The sequence below is a fragment of the Olleya sp. 1-3 genome (assembly GCF_002836085.1).
GTDB classification, from domain to species: Bacteria; Bacteroidota; Bacteroidia; order Flavobacteriales; family Flavobacteriaceae; genus Olleya; species Olleya namhaensis.
Genome location: NZ_PJBW01000058.1, coordinates 279,132 through 297,742, shown reverse-complemented (window position 1 = coordinate 297,742; position 18,611 = coordinate 279,132). Strand labels below are relative to the sequence as shown.

General features: G+C 34.1%; 17 protein-coding genes and 1 riboswitch. All 17 genes read left to right on the top strand.

The window, feature by feature from the left end:
* Positions 1-163 precede the first annotated feature (163 nt).
* Positions 164-286: riboswitch (SAM riboswitch) on the top strand.
* A gap of 120 nt (positions 287-406) precedes the next feature.
* The 17 genes from CXF54_RS14370 to CXF54_RS14290 all read left to right on the top strand — a co-directional run bounded on the left by CXF54_RS14370 (position 407) and on the right by CXF54_RS14290 (position 18,611).
* Positions 407-1,699 (top strand): O-acetylhomoserine aminocarboxypropyltransferase/cysteine synthase family protein, encoded by a 1,293-nt coding sequence (locus CXF54_RS14370; RefSeq protein ID WP_101204038.1) that lies wholly within the window; start codon positions 407-409, stop codon positions 1,697-1,699.
* 93 nt (positions 1,700-1,792) lie between these two features.
* Positions 1,793-2,797, top strand: a complete 1,005-nt coding sequence (locus CXF54_RS14365; protein ID WP_090837842.1) for an alpha/beta fold hydrolase — start codon at positions 1,793-1,795, stop codon at positions 2,795-2,797.
* Positions 2,798-2,799: 2 nt separating this feature from the next.
* Positions 2,800-3,966, top strand: coding sequence for a trans-sulfuration enzyme family protein (locus tag CXF54_RS14360; protein ID WP_101204037.1), 1,167 nt, complete (start codon positions 2,800-2,802; stop codon positions 3,964-3,966).
* 17 nt (positions 3,967-3,983) lie between these two features.
* Positions 3,984-4,274: a rhodanese-like domain-containing protein gene (locus tag CXF54_RS14355; RefSeq protein ID WP_101204036.1), complete on the top strand. Its 291-nt coding sequence runs from the start codon at positions 3,984-3,986 to the stop codon at positions 4,272-4,274.
* Between the two features lie 10 nt (positions 4,275-4,284).
* A complete protein-coding gene (locus CXF54_RS14350) occupies positions 4,285-5,286 on the top strand; it encodes a homocysteine S-methyltransferase family protein (protein WP_101204035.1) in 1,002 nt (333 codons plus the stop codon).
* Between the two features lie 79 nt (positions 5,287-5,365).
* A complete protein-coding gene (gene metH / locus CXF54_RS14345) occupies positions 5,366-8,077 on the top strand; it encodes a methionine synthase (protein WP_101204034.1) in 2,712 nt (903 codons plus the stop codon).
* 112 nt (positions 8,078-8,189) lie between these two features.
* A complete protein-coding gene (gene metF, locus CXF54_RS14340) occupies positions 8,190-9,146 on the top strand; it encodes a methylenetetrahydrofolate reductase [NAD(P)H] (RefSeq protein WP_090837832.1) in 957 nt (318 codons plus the stop codon).
* Positions 9,147-9,172: 26 nt separating this feature from the next.
* Positions 9,173-9,583 (top strand): RrF2 family transcriptional regulator, encoded by a 411-nt coding sequence (locus tag CXF54_RS14335; RefSeq protein WP_090837831.1) that lies wholly within the window; start codon positions 9,173-9,175, stop codon positions 9,581-9,583.
* A 122-nt stretch (positions 9,584-9,705) separates the two neighbouring features.
* A complete protein-coding gene (locus CXF54_RS14330; protein ID WP_090837829.1) occupies positions 9,706-10,326 on the top strand; it encodes a phosphoadenosine phosphosulfate reductase family protein in 621 nt (206 codons plus the stop codon).
* Positions 10,327-10,405: 79 nt separating this feature from the next.
* On the top strand, positions 10,406-12,496 hold the full coding sequence (locus CXF54_RS14325) for a HEPN domain-containing protein (RefSeq protein WP_101204033.1): 2,091 nt from the start codon (positions 10,406-10,408) through the stop codon (positions 12,494-12,496).
* A gap of 21 nt (positions 12,497-12,517) precedes the next feature.
* Positions 12,518-13,300: a uroporphyrinogen-III C-methyltransferase gene (gene cobA / locus CXF54_RS14320; protein ID WP_101204032.1), complete on the top strand. Its 783-nt coding sequence runs from the start codon at positions 12,518-12,520 to the stop codon at positions 13,298-13,300.
* Between the two features lie 5 nt (positions 13,301-13,305).
* Positions 13,306-13,887, top strand: coding sequence for a bifunctional precorrin-2 dehydrogenase/sirohydrochlorin ferrochelatase (locus CXF54_RS14315; RefSeq protein ID WP_101204031.1), 582 nt, complete (start codon positions 13,306-13,308; stop codon positions 13,885-13,887).
* A 1-nt stretch (position 13,888) separates the two neighbouring features.
* On the top strand, positions 13,889-14,938 hold the full coding sequence (locus tag CXF54_RS14310) for an NAD(P)/FAD-dependent oxidoreductase (RefSeq protein WP_101204030.1): 1,050 nt from the start codon (positions 13,889-13,891) through the stop codon (positions 14,936-14,938).
* Between the two features lie 80 nt (positions 14,939-15,018).
* Positions 15,019-15,756, top strand: coding sequence for a serine O-acetyltransferase EpsC (epsC, locus tag CXF54_RS14305; RefSeq protein WP_101204029.1), 738 nt, complete (start codon positions 15,019-15,021; stop codon positions 15,754-15,756).
* 3 nt (positions 15,757-15,759) lie between these two features.
* Positions 15,760-16,638 (top strand): cysteine synthase CysM, encoded by an 879-nt coding sequence (gene cysM, locus CXF54_RS14300; RefSeq protein ID WP_101204028.1) that lies wholly within the window; start codon positions 15,760-15,762, stop codon positions 16,636-16,638.
* A gap of 70 nt (positions 16,639-16,708) precedes the next feature.
* Positions 16,709-17,800 (top strand): acyloxyacyl hydrolase, encoded by a 1,092-nt coding sequence (locus CXF54_RS14295; RefSeq protein ID WP_101204027.1) that lies wholly within the window; start codon positions 16,709-16,711, stop codon positions 17,798-17,800.
* Between the two features lie 67 nt (positions 17,801-17,867).
* Positions 17,868-18,611, top strand: coding sequence for a head GIN domain-containing protein (locus CXF54_RS14290; RefSeq protein ID WP_101204026.1), 744 nt, complete (start codon positions 17,868-17,870; stop codon positions 18,609-18,611).

The window sequence follows — 18,611 nt, the reverse complement described above, 5'->3', positions numbered from 1 at the left end:
CTTGTTTTTATTAGTTTTTTATTCTGTTTAAATCGTGTTGTTAAGAAATATTTTCTGTTTAATTAATTATTTGTTAATTATTCGGAAAAATATTCTGTTTTATTTGTTTGTAAACAATATATTTTGCAATATTTGCATTCACAAAGTTCAAAAACTTACTGAAATGTTATCAAGAAAGGTGGAGAGATAGACTCGCTGAAGCCTTAGCAACCCTTAGACTTACTAAGAAGGTGCTAAATTCTACTTAATTTTCGATTCATTAATCGAAACATTGGATAGATAACTCAAATCTAATTACCCATCTGTAATTAGTATTTTCTTTTTAACATTTTTCTATTATGTATGTCTCACAAAGAGACTTATTTGACTTTTGGTTTAATTTATTTAACTCGAAAAATTTAGAAAAATGAGTACACAAAAATTTGCAACACAAGCATTACACGCAGGTCACGACACAACAAAAACAGGAGGGACAAGAGCGGTTCCAATTTATCAAACAACATCATACGTTTTTGACGATTCTGATGATGCAGCAGGACGTTTTAACTTATCCGTCCCTGGGTTTATTTACACACGATTAAACAATCCTACAAACGATGTTTTAGAGCAACGTATTGCGGCGCTAGAAGGTGGTATTGCGGCAGTCGCAACAGCATCAGGTACAGCAGCAATTTCTACAACATTATTAACGCTATTAAAAGCAGGAGATCATATTGTAGCCTCTAGTAGTTTGTACGGTGGGACTTATAACTTATTAAGTGTAACCTTACCAAGACACGGTATTACAACCACTTTTGTAGATCCATCAGATCCAGAGAATTTTAGTAAAGCAGTACAAGAAAACACAAGAGCTGTATTTGTAGAGTCTTTAGGGAATCCAAAATTGGATGTATTAGATTTAGAAGCTATATCAAAACAAGCAAAAGCGCATAAAGTACCTTTAATTGTAGATAATACAGTTGCGACACCTTACTTGTTAAATCCTATCGCGTATGGCGCAAACATCGTCATTCACTCCTTAACAAAGTATATTACAGGTAACGGGACTTCATTAGGAGGAATTATAGTAGATGCAGGAACATTTGATTGGACTAATGGAAAATTTTCAGAATTTACAGAACCTTCTGCAGGTTATCATGGTTTGGTTTATAGTGATGTTATTGGTGCAGCAGCATTTATAGCAAAAGTGAGAATTGAAGGTTTACGTGATTATGGTGGTGCATTAAGCCCTTTTAATGCGTTTCAGATTATTCAAGGATTAGAAACTTTAGAACTAAGGATTTTAAAGCATTCTCAAAATGCATTAGAATTGGCAAAATGGTTACAAGAACAACCAGAAGTAACTTGGGTAAACTATCCAGGATTACAAACTAGTAAATACAATGCTTTAGCTAAAAAGTATTTGCCAAAAGGACAAAGTGGTGTTGTAACTTTTGGAGTTGATGGTGGTTTTGAATCTGCTAAAAAAATAGCTGATACTACTAAACTGTTTTCATTATTAGCAAATATTGGAGATACAAAATCATTAATTATTCATCCAGCAAGTACAACGCATCAACAACTTAGTGATGAGGCACAACATGCTACAGGTGTTACAAAAGATTTAATTAGACTATCTGTGGGTATTGAGAATATTGACGATTTAAAAGCCGATTTAAAAGAAGCGTTTGCAGTAGTTAAAAAAACAGTTTTAGCATAAACATAAAATAATTTTAGTTGTTTAACCCGAAATATAGTTTCACGCTTTTTAGTTGCCATTTTAAAGCGTGAAACCTATTTCTAACACAATACCATGAGTCAGTTAAAACACATAGATATACCTGATTTTGTTACTCAAAACGGAACAGTAACCAATATTAATTTGTCATATCAAGTTTTTGGTAAGCCATTACATACGGCGCCAATTATTTTGGTTAATCATGCGTTAACTGGTAATAGTAATGTTACTGGAAGTGATGGTTGGTGGTCTGATTTAATTGGAGATAATAAGTGTATAGATACATTGCATTATACCATTTTGGCTTTTAATATTCCAGGTAATGGGTTTGATGCTAATCCCGCAAATCTGATTCATAATTACAAAGATTTTTCGGCACGTAATATAGCGCAGCTATTCGCCTTAGGCTTACAGCATTTATTAATAAATAAGTTGTTTGCTATTATTGGAGGTTCAGTAGGTGGTGGTATTGCTTGGGAGCTAGCTGTGTTAAAACCAGACTTAGCAACGCATATTATTCCTATAGCTACAGATTGGAAAGTAACAGATTGGTTAATTGCTAATTGCCATATTCAAGATGCTATTTTAAATAATTCAAGCAAGCCTTTAGAGGATGCAAGGATGCATGCTATGACTTTATATCGTACACCAGAGTCGTTATCCAAAAAATTTGATCGTAATCAAAACTCAGAATCCCTTTTTAAGGTGGAAAGTTGGCTTAATTATCATGGAGACAACCTAAATAAGCGATTTAATTTATCTGCCTATAAATTAATGAATCAAGTTTTAAAAACTATAGACATAACCAGAAACAGACTAGCTTTTAAGGAGGTTGCTTCTAGAATTAGTGGGACGGTACATATCATAACTATTAATAGTGATTTGTTTTTTAAGGCTGAAGAAAACTGGGAAACGTTTATTGACCTAAAATCTGTAAAACAAAATGTGACTATTGGCGAAATAAAATCCATACATGGTCACGATGCTTTTTTAATCGAATTTGAGCAATTATCAAAATTATTAACACCCGTGTTTAAAATTGAAAACACAAGCGATGCTGTATTAAAAAAAGCAATATAAATATGAAACACCATTTTGAAACCGAAGCTATTAGAACACAGACGGAGCGCAGTCAGTATTTAGAGCATTCTACGCCATTATATTTAACGTCTAGTTATGTTTTTGAAGATGCTGAGGATATGCGCGCTTCTTTTGCAGATCAGAAAGTGCGTAATATTTACAGTCGCTATTCTAACCCAAATACATCGGAATTTATAGATAAAATATGTAAAATGGAAGGCGCGGAAAGTGGTTATGCATTTGCTTCAGGTATGTCTGCTGTGTTTTCTACCTTGGCAGCGTTACTAAATGCAGGAGATCATATACTGTCTTGCAGAAGTGTTTTTGGTTCTACTCAAACCATGTTTAAAAATATTTTGCCTAAATGGAATATTAGTACAAGTTATTTTAAAATAGATGAAATTGAAAGCATAGAACGTTTAATTCAGCCTAACACAAAAATTATTTATGCCGAAAGTCCAACAAATCCAGCGGTAGATATTTTGGATTTAGAAGCTTTAGGAAGCATTGCCAAAAAGCACAACCTTATTTTAATTATTGATAACTGTTTTGCGACACCTTATTTACAGCAACCAATACAATTTGGAGCAGATTTAGTAATTCACTCTGCTACAAAATTAATAGATGGTCAAGGTCGTGTGTTGGGCGGTATAACTGTTGGTAATGCTAAGTTAATTAAGCAAGTGTATTTGTTTTCAAGAAATACAGGACCAGCATTATCACCATTTAATGCTTGGGTGTTATCTAAAAGTTTAGAGACGTTAGCAGTAAGATTGGACAGACATTGTGATAATGCTTTAAAAGTAGCCGTGTTTTTAGAAAGTCACAATAAAGTAAATCTTGTAAAATATCCCTTTTTAAAATCACACCCACAGCATCAGTTGGCTAAAAAGCAAATGAAAGCAGGTGGAAGTGTTGTTGCATTTGAAGTTAAAGGCGGTATTGATGCAGGACGACAGTTTTTAAACAGTATAAAACTATTGTCATTGTCAGCAAATTTAGGTGATACCAGAACTATAGTTACACACCCAGCATCGACCACACATGCAAAATTAACAGAAGAGGAAAGACTGCAAACTGGTATAACTGGTGGTTTGGTGCGTATTTCAGTAGGGTTGGAGCATCCCGAAGATATTATTAACGATTTAAATCAAGCTTTAGCTTTTTAAAATAAAACATACAAATTATGAGTAGTAACCCAGAATTTAAACACATCCAAGAATACTTAGACAAAGGTGCTGTAATATTAGATGTCAGAACTGAAGTAGAATATAATGAAGGTCATGTTAAGCAGTCTTTGCATATTGTTTTGGATGATTTAGAAGACGAAATTGAGCGTGTAAAAGCACTGCAAAAACCCATTATTACATGTTGTAGAAGTGGTGCAAGAAGCGAAAGGGCTAAAGATATTTTGGCGGATTATGGGGTAGATGTCATTAATGGTGGTCCTTGGCAAAACGTTCAATCTTATCTTTAAAATATAGGTTATGGCAGATATTTATAAAGAAATACAGAAACGAATTTTAGTCTTAGATGGCGCGATGGGAACTATGTTACAACGTTATAATTTTTCTGAAGAAGATTTTAGAGGAGAACGTTTTAAGAATTATCCGTCTTCCTTAAAAGGAAATAATGATTTACTGTCATTAACACAACCTAATGCTATCGCAGACATACACCGTAAGTATTTTGAAGCGGGAGCAGATATAGTAGAAACCAATACGTTTTCTGGTACAACAATAGCTATGGCGGATTATGATATGGAAAATTTAGTCTATGAACTTAATTATGAGTCTGCTGTAATTGCTAAATATGTCGCAACGGAGTTCACTAATAAAAACCCAGATAAACCACGTTTTGTTGCAGGTAGTATTGGTCCAACAAATCGTACAGCAAGTTTAAGCCCTGATGTTAATAGACCAGAATATCGTGCGGTAACTTTTGATCAATTACGGGTGGCTTACAAACAACAAGTAGAAGCTTTAATTGATGGCGGTGTAGATTTGCTTTTAGTCGAAACTATTTTTGATACGCTAAATGCTAAAGCGGCATTATTTGCTATTGAAGAAGTCAAGGAAGATCGTAATATAGATATTCCAATTATGGTGTCTGGTACTATAACAGATGCTTCGGGGCGCACATTATCAGGACAAACAGTAGAAGCTTTTTTGGCTTCAGTATCTCATATTCCGTTGTTAAGTGTTGGTTTTAATTGCGCACTTGGAGCAGAGCAGTTGCAACCTTATTTAAAGCGGTTGTCTAATCAAACCGAGTTTTATACATCGGCACATCCAAATGCAGGATTACCCAATGCTTTTGGCGAGTATGATCAAACACCCAAACAGATGCAGGCTTTAATTGAAGCATACTTAAAAGACGGTCTAATTAATATTATTGGCGGTTGCTGTGGTACAAATCCAGAACATATTAACGCCATTGCTGAGGTTGCTAAAAACTATAAACCAAGGCAAACAGATGTTGCTGTTTAATATAATTAAGTTGACATTTTTACTTCTGATAAAATAGTTTAAACACACCTGTAAATTATCGCTTTCGCGGAAACTAAACATGAAAAAAAGCACCAATAAATATTTAACACTTTCTGGGTTAGAACCCTTAATTGTAACGCCGGAAAGTAATTTTATAAACGTAGGAGAACGTACTAATGTTACAGGGTCTCGTAAGTTTTTAAGATTAATTAAAGAAGAAAAATATAACGAAGCTTTAGAGGTTGCAAGAGACCAAGTAGATGGTGGCGCGCAAATTTTAGATGTCAACATGGACGAAGGGATGTTGGATGGGGTTTATGCCATGACCACCTTTTTAAACCTGATTGCTTCAGAACCTGATATTTCCAGAATCCCTATAATGATTGATAGCTCTAAATGGGAAATTATTGAAGCTGGCTTAAAGGTGGTCCAAGGTAAATCAGTTGTTAATTCTATAAGTTTAAAAGAAGGTGAAGCTAATTTTATACATCAGGCTAAATTAGTTAAACGTTATGGAGCAGCTGTAATTGTTATGGCTTTTGACGAAGATGGTCAGGCAGATACTTATGAGCGTAGAATTGAAATTTGTAAACGGTCTTATGACGTTTTAGTCAATACCGTGGGGTTTCCTCCGCAGGACATTATTTTTGATCCTAATATTTTTCCTGTAGCAACAGGAATGGAAGAACATAGAAAAAATGCATTAGATTTTTTTAATGCCACAAAATGGATTCGAGAAAATTTACCTTATGCTAATGTGTCTGGAGGTGTTAGTAATGTGTCGTTTTCTTTTAGAGGAAACAATACGGTGCGCGAAGCCATGCATTCTTCATTTTTATATCACGCCATTAAAAATGGGATGAATATGGGAATTGTAAATCCAACGATGCTTGAAATTTATGACGAAATTGATAAAGCCTTGTTACAGTGTGTGGAAGATGTTTTGTTTGATAGACGTGACGATGCTACAGAGCGCTTATTGGATTATGCAGAAACGGTTAAAGATAATTATAAAGCAGCCGATGTGGCTGTTCAGGAATGGAGAAGCGAACCACTTCAAAAACGAATTACACATGCGTTAGTTAAAGGGATTGATGCCTTTATTATTGAAGATGTTGAGGAAGCAAGGCTAATTGCTAAAAGACCAATTGAAGTTATTGAAGGTAATTTAATGATTGGAATGAGTGTTGTTGGAGATTTGTTTGGTAGCGGAAAAATGTTTTTACCACAAGTTGTAAAATCGGCTAGAGTAATGAAAAAAGCAGTTGCTTATTTGCAACCTTTTATAGAAGCAGAAAAAGACGGAAAACAGGAGTTTGCTGGTAAAATTTTAATGGCAACGGTAAAAGGAGATGTGCACGATATTGGAAAAAATATAGTGAGTGTTGTTTTGGGTTGTAACAATTATGAGATTGTGGATCTTGGCGTTATGGTTCCGCCAGAAAAAATAATAGAAACTGCTATTAGAGAGCAAGTGGATATTATTGGTTTAAGTGGATTAATAACACCATCGTTGGATGAGATGGTTTATATCTCTAAAGAAATGGAGAAAAATAATTTAGATATTCCGTTAATTATTGGAGGTGCAACAACGTCCAAAGCGCATACTTCTGTTAAGATTGCACCACATTATAAAGATACCGTTGTGCATATTAATGATGCATCTAGAGCAGTAACTGTGGTTGGCGAGCTGTTAAACAAAAACAATGTTGTTTATAAAGAACAGATTAGAACGGAGTATGATAAGTTTAGAGAACAGTTTTTAAATAGAACAAAACAAAAGGACTATATAACTATTGAAGACGCAAGGAAAAGAAAGTTTCCAATCGATTGGAATACGACCACTATTGTAAAACCTAAGCAATTGGGCATCCAGATCATTGAAGATTTTGATATTACTAAATTAAAGTCGTTTATAGATTGGTCTCCGTTTTTTAGAAGTTGGGATTTACATGGTAAGTATCCTGATATTTTAACGGATACTATTGTTGGAGAACAAGCAACGGATTTGTTTGCTGATGCTCAAGAATTATTACAGAAAATTTTTGATCAAAAGTTATTAAAAGCTAAAGCTATTTTTGGACTATTTCCTGCTAATACCATAAATGATGATGATATTGAGGTTACTCTTAAAGGACGTCATACTGAACTTGTTTCAGTATCTCATAATCTGGAGGACCAACTAATCTTCCTAACCTTACGTCAACAATTAAAGAAAAGAGACGGTGTGCCTAATCATGCATTAGCAGATTTTATTGCACCAAAAGACACCGGAATCCAAGATTATATGGGCGCTTTTTGTGTGTCTACTGGATTTGGAACTGCAGCATTAGCTAAGGAGTTTGAGGATGATAACGATGACTATAATTCGATTATGATAAAAGCATTAGCTGATCGATTAGCGGAGGCTTTCGCCGAATATTTGCATAAAGAAGTTAGAACCAACCATTGGGGGTATGCACAAGACGAAAGTCTTACTAATCAAGACTTGATTAAAGAAAATTATAAGGGGATTAGACCAGCACCTGGTTATCCTGCTTGTCCAGATCATCTAGAAAAGCAAACCATTTGGAAGCTGTTAGAGGTTGAAGAAAATATTGGTGTGCAATTAACAGAGAGTCTAGCCATGTGGCCTGCAGCTAGTGTAAGTGGTTACTATTTTGGAAATCCAGAGGCTAAATATTTTGGCTTAGGAAAAATAAAAGAAGATCAATTAAATGATTATGCAAAACGCAGAGGCATTAGTAAAGCAGAAGCAACCAAATGGCTAAACCCAAATTTAGCGGATTAGTGCGTTAGTGATTGAACGGTTTGTCTGAGCTCCTCGCAGAGAGCGAGTAGTGAAAGCGCGACCCTTGCGGTAACGCCAAAAAAAATAGTACTGAAATAATTTTAGGCACAAAATGAAAGTAACAGAACATATAAGTAGAGGTGAAGGGAAAACGCAATTTTCTTTCGAGATTTTACCACCTTTAAAAGGGCAACACATACAGAAGATTTTTGATAATATTGATCCATTAATGGCCTTTAATCCGCCTTTTATTGATGTGACGTATCATCGTGAGGAATATGTTTATAAGGATTTGGGTGATGGTTTGCTTAAAAAACAGGTGGTTAAAAAGCGTCCGGGCACGGTTGGTATTTGTGCTGCTATCCAGAATAAATATAATGTGGATGCTATCCCGCATATTTTATGTGGTGGTTTTACTAAAGAGGATACTGAGAATTTTTTGATTGATTTGGATTTTTTAAATATTGACAATGTTATGGCGTTACGTGGTGATGCGGTTAAAACCGAAACCTATTTTACGCCAGAAAAAGAGGGCCATGCCTATGCTAGTGATTTGGTAAAACAAATAGCAGCGCTTAATAAGGCTAATTATTTAGATGATCAATTACTTAATTGTAGTGCCACAGATTTTTGCGTTGGAGTTGGTGCGTATCCAGAAAAACATATGGAGGCACCGAGTTTGGATAGTGATATTCATTTTTTGAAAAAGAAGATTAAAAATGGCGCTGAATATGTGGTCACACAAATGTTTTTTGATAACGAAAAGTACTTTCAGTTTGTAGATAAATGTAGGAGTGAGGGGATTACGGTCCCGATTATCCCGGGATTAAAACCAATATCTACTTTAAAACAGTTAAATGTTATTCCGCATCGTTTTCATGTGGATTTACCAGAAGCGTTAATTAAAAGTATTATTAAATGTAAAACAAATGTTGAGGTTAGGCAGGTTGGTATTGAGTGGTGTATACAGCAATCTTTAGAGCTTAAAAAAGCGGGATTACCGATGCTACATTACTATTCGATGGGAAAAAGTGATAATATAAAAGCAATCGCAGAAGCTGTTTTTTAATAATAAAAAACGCTTACTTTTGTATCATGCTTTCTAAAAAAACAAAATACGGAATTAAGGCGCTTACTTTTCTAGCAAGACAGGATACACATGTGCCTGTTAGAATTGCTACAATATCTGAAAGCGAAAATATTTCTTTAAAATTTTTAGAAACGATTTTATTATCGCTTCGTAAAAGTGGTTTTTTAGGTTCTAAAAAAGGCAAAGGTGGTGGTTATTATTTATTGAAAAACCCAAAAGATATTCCTATGACGGAAGTTATGAGAGTCTTGGAAGGTCCAATAGCCATGGTGCCTTGCGTAAGTTTAAACTTTTACGAAAAATGTCAAGATTGTCCAGATGAGGATATTTGTGCAGTCAATAAAATTATGCTTAAAGTACGTGATAGTACATTAGAGATTTTTAGAAATACGACATTAGCGGATTTATCTAATTAGCAGATTCTCAATAATAATCCCTGTTTTTTTAACTATTATTCTTGATTTATAACATATAAATTTATAGGTTTGCATCATTACCCTATTAAATCTATAGGGTAATAGTAAAATGTTGGAATTTAATGATAGAATTGGATATAAATAAAATAAATAAAGAATTAAGACATCAAACACCAGATCAAATTATTGAATGGGCTTTGGGGTTGTCAGATAATAGAATTGTGACTACAAGTTTTGGTGTCTATTCTGCTATTCTCTTAAGTAAAATGTCTAAGCACGATAAGGATATAAAAGTAATTTGGTGTGATACGTTATATAATCAACCAAGTACTTATGCTCATGCGGAAGATCTTATTAAAACCTACCAGTTGAATATAAAAAAGTATCAATCTGTTAAAAGTAAAGCGGAAATAGATGCTACAATTGGTGTGCCGAGTGTTGAGGATGATAACCACGAGGCGTTTTCTGAATTAGTTAAATTGGAACCATTTAGAAGAGCTTTAAAAGAAACTAATCCTGATTTGTGGTTTACTAATATTAGAGTGAGACAAACAGAATTAAGAAGCAAAAAAGATATTTTAAGTTACAGTAAAGATGGGATTTTAAAAATTAGTCCTTTTTATTGGTGTACTGATGCTGATTTGGACAATTACCTTATCAAGAATAATTTGCCAAAAAACAGTGACTATTTTGATCCTATAAAGGCTTTGCAAAATAGAGAGTGTGGCATCCATTTACAGTAGTTAAATAACTATAAATAAAATAATTTTATAAATCAATTTTAATTACCCTACAAAGTCTATAGGAATAATATATAAGATAATGCAAAGTTTTAGAACAGAAATTGAAAACCCTTTAGTACAAAAGGATATTGTTGAATTAGCCAATAAGATTGAGCTGTTTAATAACGGGAAAATTGATGAAGAAAAATTTAGAAGTTTACGTTTAGCACGTGGGGTTTACGGTCAGCGTCAGGAAGGCGTACAAATGATTAGAATAAAACTACCTTACGGGAAAGTGTTAAGTAACCAATTGCGTCGTATTGCCGAGGTGTCTGATGAGTATTCTAGAAGTAGGTTGCACATTACTACACGTCAAGACATCCAAATCCACTATGTAGATTTACAACGTACGCCAGAACTTTGGGCAGAATTAGAGCGTGATAATGTCACACTAAGGGAAGCTTGTGGTAATGCGGTAAGAAATGTAACAGCTAGTGAAACTGCAGGGATAGATCGTAACGAGCCTTTTGATGTGTCTCCATATGCGGATGCTGTTTTTAAATTCTTTTTACGAAACCCAATCTGTCAAGAAATGGGACGTAAGTTTAAAGTGTCTTTTTCTGGTACAGATGAAGATACTGGTTTATCATACATGCACGATTTAGGATTTATTGCTAAGATTGAAAACGGTGTTAAAGGATTTAAAGTAATGCTTGGTGGTGGTTTAGGATCGCAACCAAGACACGCAGATTTGTTTTATACCTTTTTAGCTTCAGACAAAATCATTCCATTAATGGAAGGTGTTTTAAGAGTTTTTGATCGTTATGGCGAACGTAAAAGTCGTGCGAAAGCAAGATTAAAATTCTTAATAAAAGATATTGGTTTAGAAGCGTTTAAAATTTTAGTTGAAGAAGAACAAAATGCAATAGAATTTAAGACGGTTACTATTGATGAAGCTAATTATTCAGCTTCAATACCGGTCTCAGTCAAAGCTCCGGTTATAACTATTGAGGATACAGAAACTTATAATTTATGGCAAGCGACTAATGTAATCCCACAAAAGCAAAACGGTTATTTTGCTATTGGTATTAAAGTATTATTAGGCGATTTTTACACAGATAAAGCAAGATTATTAGCAGATTTGGTGGAGCAGTATGCTGCTGGAGAAATCCGTTTATCATTAAGACAAAACATCTTAATTCCGTTTGTGAAAGCAGAGTTGCTCCCATTTTTTTATACTGAATTAAAAAAATTAGGGTTTACGGAAGCCGGTTATAATAAAGCTGTAGATATTACAGCTTGTCCTGGTACTGATACTTGTAATTTAGGTATTGCTAGTAGTACGGGAATAGCGGAAGAATTGGAACGTGTTATAAAAGCAGAATATCCTCAATACTTATCTAATCAAGATTTAGTGATTAAAATTAGTGGGTGTATGAATGCTTGTGGACAACACAATATGGCAAATATTGGTTTTCAAGGGATGTCCATTCGTACAAAAGATAAGCTGGTTGCTCCTGCATTACAAGTGCTTTTAGGTGGTGCAAATCTTGGAGATGGTAATGCTTATTTTGCAGATAAGGTTGTAAAAGTCCCAAGTAGAAGAGGTCCAGAAGCGCTGCGTCGTATTTTAAACGATTTTGAAGCTAATGCTAACGGGCTTGTGTTTTCTGAATATTATAAACAACAAGGCGAAAAGTATTTTTATCAATTACTTACAGATTTATCTGATGTTGACAACCTAACACAAGAAGATTTTATTGATTGGGGAACCGAAGAAGCTTATGTTAAAGCTATTGGTGTGGGAGAGTGTGCAGGTGTTGTTATTGATTTAATTGCAACATTATTTCTTGAAAGTGATGAAAAAATTGCAGAAGCGCAACAATCCTTTAATGACAAAGTTTACTCGGGTGCTATCTACGAAGCGTACCGATCTATGGTTAATTCCGCGAAAGCGATATTAATTTCTGAAAACATAAAAACAAATACACAAGCTGGTATTGTAAGTCAGTTTGACGAGTTGTTTGTGGCCTCAAATAAAATAGACTTAGGAGTTTCTTTTTCAGACTTAATCTACCAAATAAAAGTGTTTCCTCCAACGGAAGCGTTTGCTTCTCGATATATCCAAAATGCAACGCAGTTTTTGGAGAAAGTAAGAACATTTAGAGAACAAGCAATCGCAACCGTTTAATAATATTAAAATCACGTACTCATGATAAATCCAAGATTAACAGTTGTTGGCGCAGGGCCAGGAGATCCAGAATTAATTACATTAAAAGCAATAAAGGCTATACAGTCTGCCGATGTTATAATGTATGATGCTTTGGTTAATAAAGCACTATTGGAGTATGCTTCAAAAAAGGCAGAACTTATTTTTGTGGGTAAACGTAAAGGGTGTTATGCTTACCAGCAAAATCAAATTAACGAATTAATTGTGGTGCGCGCTTTAAGAGGTAATCATGTGGTTAGATTAAAAGGTGGAGATCCATTTATTTTTGGTCGTGGTGCAGAGGAGTTGGAATATGCTAAGGAATATGCAATTGAAGTAGCAGTGGTTCCTGGTATTTCTTCGTCTTCTGCAGTGCCAGCTTATCAAGGTATTCCGCTTACAAAGCGAAATGCTTCAGAAAGTTTTTGGGTAATTACAGGGACGACAAAATCTCACGAAATTTCGTCAGATATTGCATTAGCAGCACAATCTACAGCAACCGTGGTTGTATTAATGGGCATGGGGAAGCTGTCAGAAATTGTTTCCATTTTTACTTCGGAAGGTAAGGCAGATACAGCAATTGCGGTTGTTCAGAATGGCACCCGAGAGGATGAAAAAGTAGGGATTGGTAAGATCAGTACTATTGAAGCTATTGTTGCAGAAAAGCAATTGTCGTCACCAGCAATTATAATTATTGGAGAGGTGGTTAATCAACGTGTTAATTTAGATACGATGTACGAAAAAGCAAATCAAGCTAGTCGAATCAAGCAACGTGCAATCGCATAATAATTATGGAAAGAAATAATCTATATCCAGTATTTTTAAAAGTTAAAAACTTAGAAGTTTTGATTATTGGAGGCGGTTTTGTTGCTGAAGAAAAACTAACGTTTTTGTTAAAGTCAAGTCCAGATGCTAATGTTACTATGGTGTCTCCCATTTTTAGAGAAGGCACTATAAAAATAGCCGACACAGGAAATGTTACAAGGATAATTGATACGTATAACGATTCTTATTTAGAAGGTAAACATATGGTTGTTGCAACTACAGATTTACCCGAGGTTAATGTTCAGGTTTATAATGCTTGTCGTGCACAAAGTAAGTTAGTTAACGTGGCTGATAATCCGCCATATTGTGATTTTTATATGGGTGGTATTGTGACTAAAGGTAACGTAAAGGTTGCTATCTCTACCAACGGGAAGTCGCCAACCACAGCAAAGCGATTACGTCAGTTTTTTGAAGACGTGATACCAGAAAATATTGATGATTTAGTAAAAAATCTAAACGAATATAGAAAAACTATAAAAGGAGATTTTGAACAAAAAGTCGAAACATTAAATGAATTTACTAAAGGCTTAGTAGAAAAAATAAAATAGTATGATTAAAACAGATATATTAATAATAGGAGCTGGACCAACAGGTTTATTTACCGTTTTTGAAGCGGGATTGTTAAAATTAAAGTGCCATTTAATTGATGCATTACCACAACCTGGAGGACAATGTTCTGAGTTATATCCTAAAAAACCAATTTATGATATCCCTGGTTTTCCAGAGATTTTGGCAGGAGATTTAACGGGTAATCTATTGGAGCAAGGTAAGCAGTTTGAGCCAGGGTTTACTTTAGGAGAACGTGCAGAAACAATAGATAAACAAGAGGATGGTAGTTTTATTGTTACTACAAATAAGGGCACACAACATCATGCTCCAATTGTAGCTATCGCTGGTGGTTTAGGTAGTTTTGAACCAAGAAAACCTAAATTAGAAAATATAGAGCAGTACGAGGATAAAGGGGTTAATTATTTTATTAAAGACCCAGAACTGTATAGAGATAAAAAAGTAATTATTGCTGGTGGTGGAGATTCTGCTTTGGATTGGGCTATATTTTTAGCAGACGTCGCGTCAAGTGTTACTTTAGTACATAGACGAAATGAGTTTAGAGGGGCATTAGATTCTGTTGAAAAAGTTCAGGAATTAAAATTGTTAAATAAAATAAATTTAATCACGCCGGCTGAAGTTACCGCATTGCATGGAGATGATCATATTACGGGTATTACCGTTTCAAAAGATGGAGAGTTAACCACTTTGGATACTGATTATTTTATTCCGCTTTTTGGGCTATCGCCAAAATTAGGGCCAATTGGTAATTGGGGGCTAGAAATCGAAAAAAATGCGATAAAAGTAAACACGGTTGATTACCAAACTAATATAGATGGTATATTTGCTATAGGAGATGTTAATACCTACGAAGGTAAATTAAAGTTGATTTTATGTGGTTTTCATGAAGCAACATTAATGTGTCAATCGGCTTATAAAATATTAAATCCTGGCAAGAAATTTGTTTTAAAATATACAACGGTAAGTGGTGTAGATGGGTTTGATGGAACACGTAAGGAATCTCCAAAAGCAGTGGTAAAAGCTATAGTTTGATAAACATGACGTTATTAATACTTTTAGCCAGTGCCCATTATTAATATAGAGTAGTAGCTAAAAGTATTAAATAATATAGTATGCAAAAAGAATTGCAAATTCCATTTAGGTTTAAAGAAAAGGTAGAAGATTTAGCAAAAGAATTGTTTTATTGTGCTTTAGAAGTTTCAGATAAACAAGAACAGCTTTTAGAAGATTTAAAGGCAGACTTTTTTTATGTGTCAAAAGCACTAGATTGCGGTGTTTGTAATACAAAATGGGGGCAGTTTAAAACGGATATAAAAACTTTAAAATCTAAATTGCAATTAGATGCAGAAGCAGCTTATAATAGTGATCCTGCAGCAAAAAGTGTAAAAGAAGTGTACTTAGCGTATCCGGGATTTTATGCTATTGCCATGTATCGTATAAGTCATATATTATGGCTATTAGAAATCCCTATTTTACCAAGAATGATTTCGGAATATGCACATGGTATAACAGGTACAGATATTCATCCGGGAGCAACTATTGGAGCCTCATTTTTTATAGATCATGCAACGGGAGTTGTAATTGGTGAAACTGCTATTATACATAATAATGTCATTATTTACCAAGGGGTAACTTTAGGTGGTATAACTGTAGAAAAAGCATTGAAAAATACAAAACGACATCCAACAATACATGATAACGTAACTATTTATGCTAATGCAACCATATTAGGTGGTGATGTTGTTATTGGAAAAGGGTGTGTAATTGGTGCCAATGTTTGGATTACAAAGTCTATACCGGAGAATGCATTGGTTACTTACAAGTCAGATATAAAAATAACTAATAGATAAGTTATGAGTGTTTTAAAGCAAATAGGAAATACACCGTTAGTAGAGTCTACAAATTTAGTTTCTAAGCCTAACGTCAAATTATTTCTAAAACTAGAAGGTAATAATCCTGGCGGAAGTGTAAAAGACAGACCTGCTTATAATATGATTGCCGAAGCTGTAAAACGAGGTGACATAAAAAAAGGGGGGCATATCGTAGAGGCTACAAGTGGTAATACAGGTATTGCACTAGCTTATGTTGCAAGTTTATTTGGGATTAATATCTCTTTGGTAATGCCAGAAAATGCAACAATAGAACGTGTTAAAACAATGCGTGCTTATGGTGCAGAGGTAGTATTGACAAGTGCAGAAAAGGGAATAGAAGGTGCTAGAGATGTTGCTTTTAATATGAGAGACCAAAAAGGGTATTTATTATTAAATCAATTTGAAAATAATGACAATTGGAAAGCACATTATAAAACCACAGGGCCTGAAATTTGGAGAGATACCAACGGGACAATAACTCATTTTGTCTCAGCAATGGGAACCACAGGAACCATAATGGGTAACTCTACATATCTAAAAGAAAAAAACAGTAATATCCAGATTATTGGTGCACAACCAATGGATGGTTCTAGGATACCAGGAATAAGAAAATGGTCTCCAGATTACGTGCCAAGTATTTTTGATGCCTCTAAAGTTGATCAAATAGTAGAAGTTAGTCAGGACGAAGCTATTGCTATGACACGACGTTTAGCAAAGGAAGAAGGTATTCTTGCAGGGATGAGTAGTGGTGGCTCTGTAGCGACTGCTTTAAAAATAATTGAAACCTTAGATGAAGGTGTTGTTGTTGCTATTATTTGTGACCGTGGCGATCGTTACTTGTCTTCAAGTTTATTCGAATAGTAATTCTGTAATAACTACGCTACACTTTATTTAAATTAGTTACTTTTGTGCCCTAACTTTCAGTATTTAAATGAAGTATTATTTTAGTTGTTTACTCTTGATTTTTGGAGTGTTTGCTTTGGCTCAAGAAGAAAAAAATCCGTTTACATTAGATCTTAACCTTTTTTATGGAAACATAGCGGAGCATAATAGTGATATTTCACATTTAATAAAAGGGCATCCTACAGGATTTATTTTAAGTTATAATCAAAAAACATTTGGTAAAAAAGCTTGGGAAAGCAGATTTAACTACCCAGATTATGGGGCTTCAGTTATTTATCAAGATTTAAAAAACGAAACTTTAGGAAATAATTTTGGTGTTTATGCGCACTATAATTTTTACTTTTTCAATCGTAACTTAATGTTTAGGATTGGTCAGGGTTTAGCATATAATACTAATCCATATGACAAAGTAGATAATTACCGTAACAACGCTTTTGGTACAGCCATATTAAGTAGTACTTATTTAATGCTTAATTATAAAAAGGAAAACCTATTTAAAGGTTTTGGGTTGCAAACGGGTTTGACTTTAATACACTATTCCAATGCTAACGTAAAGGCACCTAACAGTTCTATAAATAGTATCGCTTTTAATTTAGGAGTAAATTATATTTTTGATTCAGAAAACACCACGGAATTTATCGAGCATGTAGACGAAGCATTTACTGAGAAAGTAAAGTATAACTTTGCTTTAAGAACAGGAGTTAACGAGAGTGATATTATTAATACTGGTCAGTATGCATTTTACGTAGTGTCTGCTTATGCGGATAAACGTTTAAATCATAAAAGTGCGATTCAAGCAGGTACAGATGTATTTTTCTCTAATTTTTTGAAAACACATATTAGATATAAATCTGTTGCTTTTCCGGAAGATAATGTGTCAGGAGATGAGGATTATAAACGTGTTGGAGTATTTGTAGGACACGAATTGTTTATTAGTAAAACATCATTAATAACCCAGTTAGGTTACTATGTGTATTATCCTTTTGATTTTGAAGGACGTGTTTATAATAGAATAGGTTTAAAACGTTATTTTGGAAATAAAATGTACGGTGCATTAACCTTAAAGTCACATGGTGCAAAAGCAGAGGCAGTCGAATTTGGAATTGGAATACGTCTGTAATTTGTTATTTCGCGCTTGACGCGGAAACTTTTTAAAATTTAAAACATACCGCTTACGCGGAAATAATATGAAAAAAATATTACTTATTTTAACTACAGTTTTTCTGTTAGGGTGCAATTCGGAAAATGCTCCAGATTGTTTTCAAAGTGCAGGAGATATCATTCAGCAGGACATTGAAGTTAATTTGTTTACTAAAATATTAGTTTACCAAAATGTAGAGTTGTTTGTTGAACAAGGATTAACTCAAAAGGTGGTTTTAGAAACAGGCGAAAACTTGCTGAATGACACACAAGTTTATGTTGAGAATGGACAATTAATTTTAAAAGATAACAACGGATGTAATTTGACAAGAGATTACGGTGTTACTAAAGTTTATGTTACTACACCAAATCTAATTGAAATAAGAAATAGCAGTGCTTTTGATGTTAATAGTATTGGTGTGTTAAACTTCCCTGAATTAAGGTTGTTGTCAGAAGATTATAATGGAGAATACTATAATGTGGGTAATTTTAATTTAGAAGTTACTTGTACTAATTTATCAGTGGTAATTAATAATGTAACTACAAATATCATTTCTGGAACGACTGAAAATTTAAATATAAATCACGCGTCTGGTGATGGTCGTTTTGAAGGTCGTAATTTAATAGCACAAAATGTCACCATCTACCACAGAGGTAGTAATGATATTATAGTTAATCCTCAGGTTAGCTTATTAGCTAATTTGGTTAGTACAGGAGATGTTATAGCTGTAAATACGCCATCAACAGTTACAAAATCAGAACTATTTGATGGACGAGTAATTTTTGAGTAA

What these genes read in the sequence shown, in the direction of transcription:
- CXF54_RS14370 (WP_101204038.1), top strand. Translation starts at nt 407, where the DNA reads ATGAGTACACAAAAATTTGCAACACAAGCATTACACGCAGGTCACGAC.
- CXF54_RS14365 (WP_090837842.1), top strand. Translation starts at nt 1,793, where the DNA reads ATGAGTCAGTTAAAACACATAGATATACCTGATTTTGTTACTCAAAAC.
- CXF54_RS14360 (WP_101204037.1), top strand. Translation starts at nt 2,800, where the DNA reads ATGAAACACCATTTTGAAACCGAAGCTATTAGAACACAGACGGAGCGC.
- CXF54_RS14355 (WP_101204036.1), top strand. Translation starts at nt 3,984, where the DNA reads ATGAGTAGTAACCCAGAATTTAAACACATCCAAGAATACTTAGACAAA.
- CXF54_RS14350 (WP_101204035.1), top strand. Translation starts at nt 4,285, where the DNA reads ATGGCAGATATTTATAAAGAAATACAGAAACGAATTTTAGTCTTAGAT.
- metH (WP_101204034.1), top strand. Translation starts at nt 5,366, where the DNA reads ATGAAAAAAAGCACCAATAAATATTTAACACTTTCTGGGTTAGAACCC.
- metF (WP_090837832.1), top strand. Translation starts at nt 8,190, where the DNA reads ATGAAAGTAACAGAACATATAAGTAGAGGTGAAGGGAAAACGCAATTT.
- CXF54_RS14335 (WP_090837831.1), top strand. Translation starts at nt 9,173, where the DNA reads ATGCTTTCTAAAAAAACAAAATACGGAATTAAGGCGCTTACTTTTCTA.
- CXF54_RS14330 (WP_090837829.1), top strand. Translation starts at nt 9,706, where the DNA reads ATGATAGAATTGGATATAAATAAAATAAATAAAGAATTAAGACATCAA.
- CXF54_RS14325 (WP_101204033.1), top strand. Translation starts at nt 10,406, where the DNA reads ATGCAAAGTTTTAGAACAGAAATTGAAAACCCTTTAGTACAAAAGGAT.
- cobA (WP_101204032.1), top strand. Translation starts at nt 12,518, where the DNA reads ATGATAAATCCAAGATTAACAGTTGTTGGCGCAGGGCCAGGAGATCCA.
- CXF54_RS14315 (WP_101204031.1), top strand. Translation starts at nt 13,306, where the DNA reads ATGGAAAGAAATAATCTATATCCAGTATTTTTAAAAGTTAAAAACTTA.
- CXF54_RS14310 (WP_101204030.1), top strand. Translation starts at nt 13,889, where the DNA reads ATGATTAAAACAGATATATTAATAATAGGAGCTGGACCAACAGGTTTA.
- epsC (WP_101204029.1), top strand. Translation starts at nt 15,019, where the DNA reads ATGCAAAAAGAATTGCAAATTCCATTTAGGTTTAAAGAAAAGGTAGAA.
- cysM (WP_101204028.1), top strand. Translation starts at nt 15,760, where the DNA reads ATGAGTGTTTTAAAGCAAATAGGAAATACACCGTTAGTAGAGTCTACA.
- CXF54_RS14295 (WP_101204027.1), top strand. Translation starts at nt 16,709, where the DNA reads ATGAAGTATTATTTTAGTTGTTTACTCTTGATTTTTGGAGTGTTTGCT.
- CXF54_RS14290 (WP_101204026.1), top strand. Translation starts at nt 17,868, where the DNA reads ATGAAAAAAATATTACTTATTTTAACTACAGTTTTTCTGTTAGGGTGC.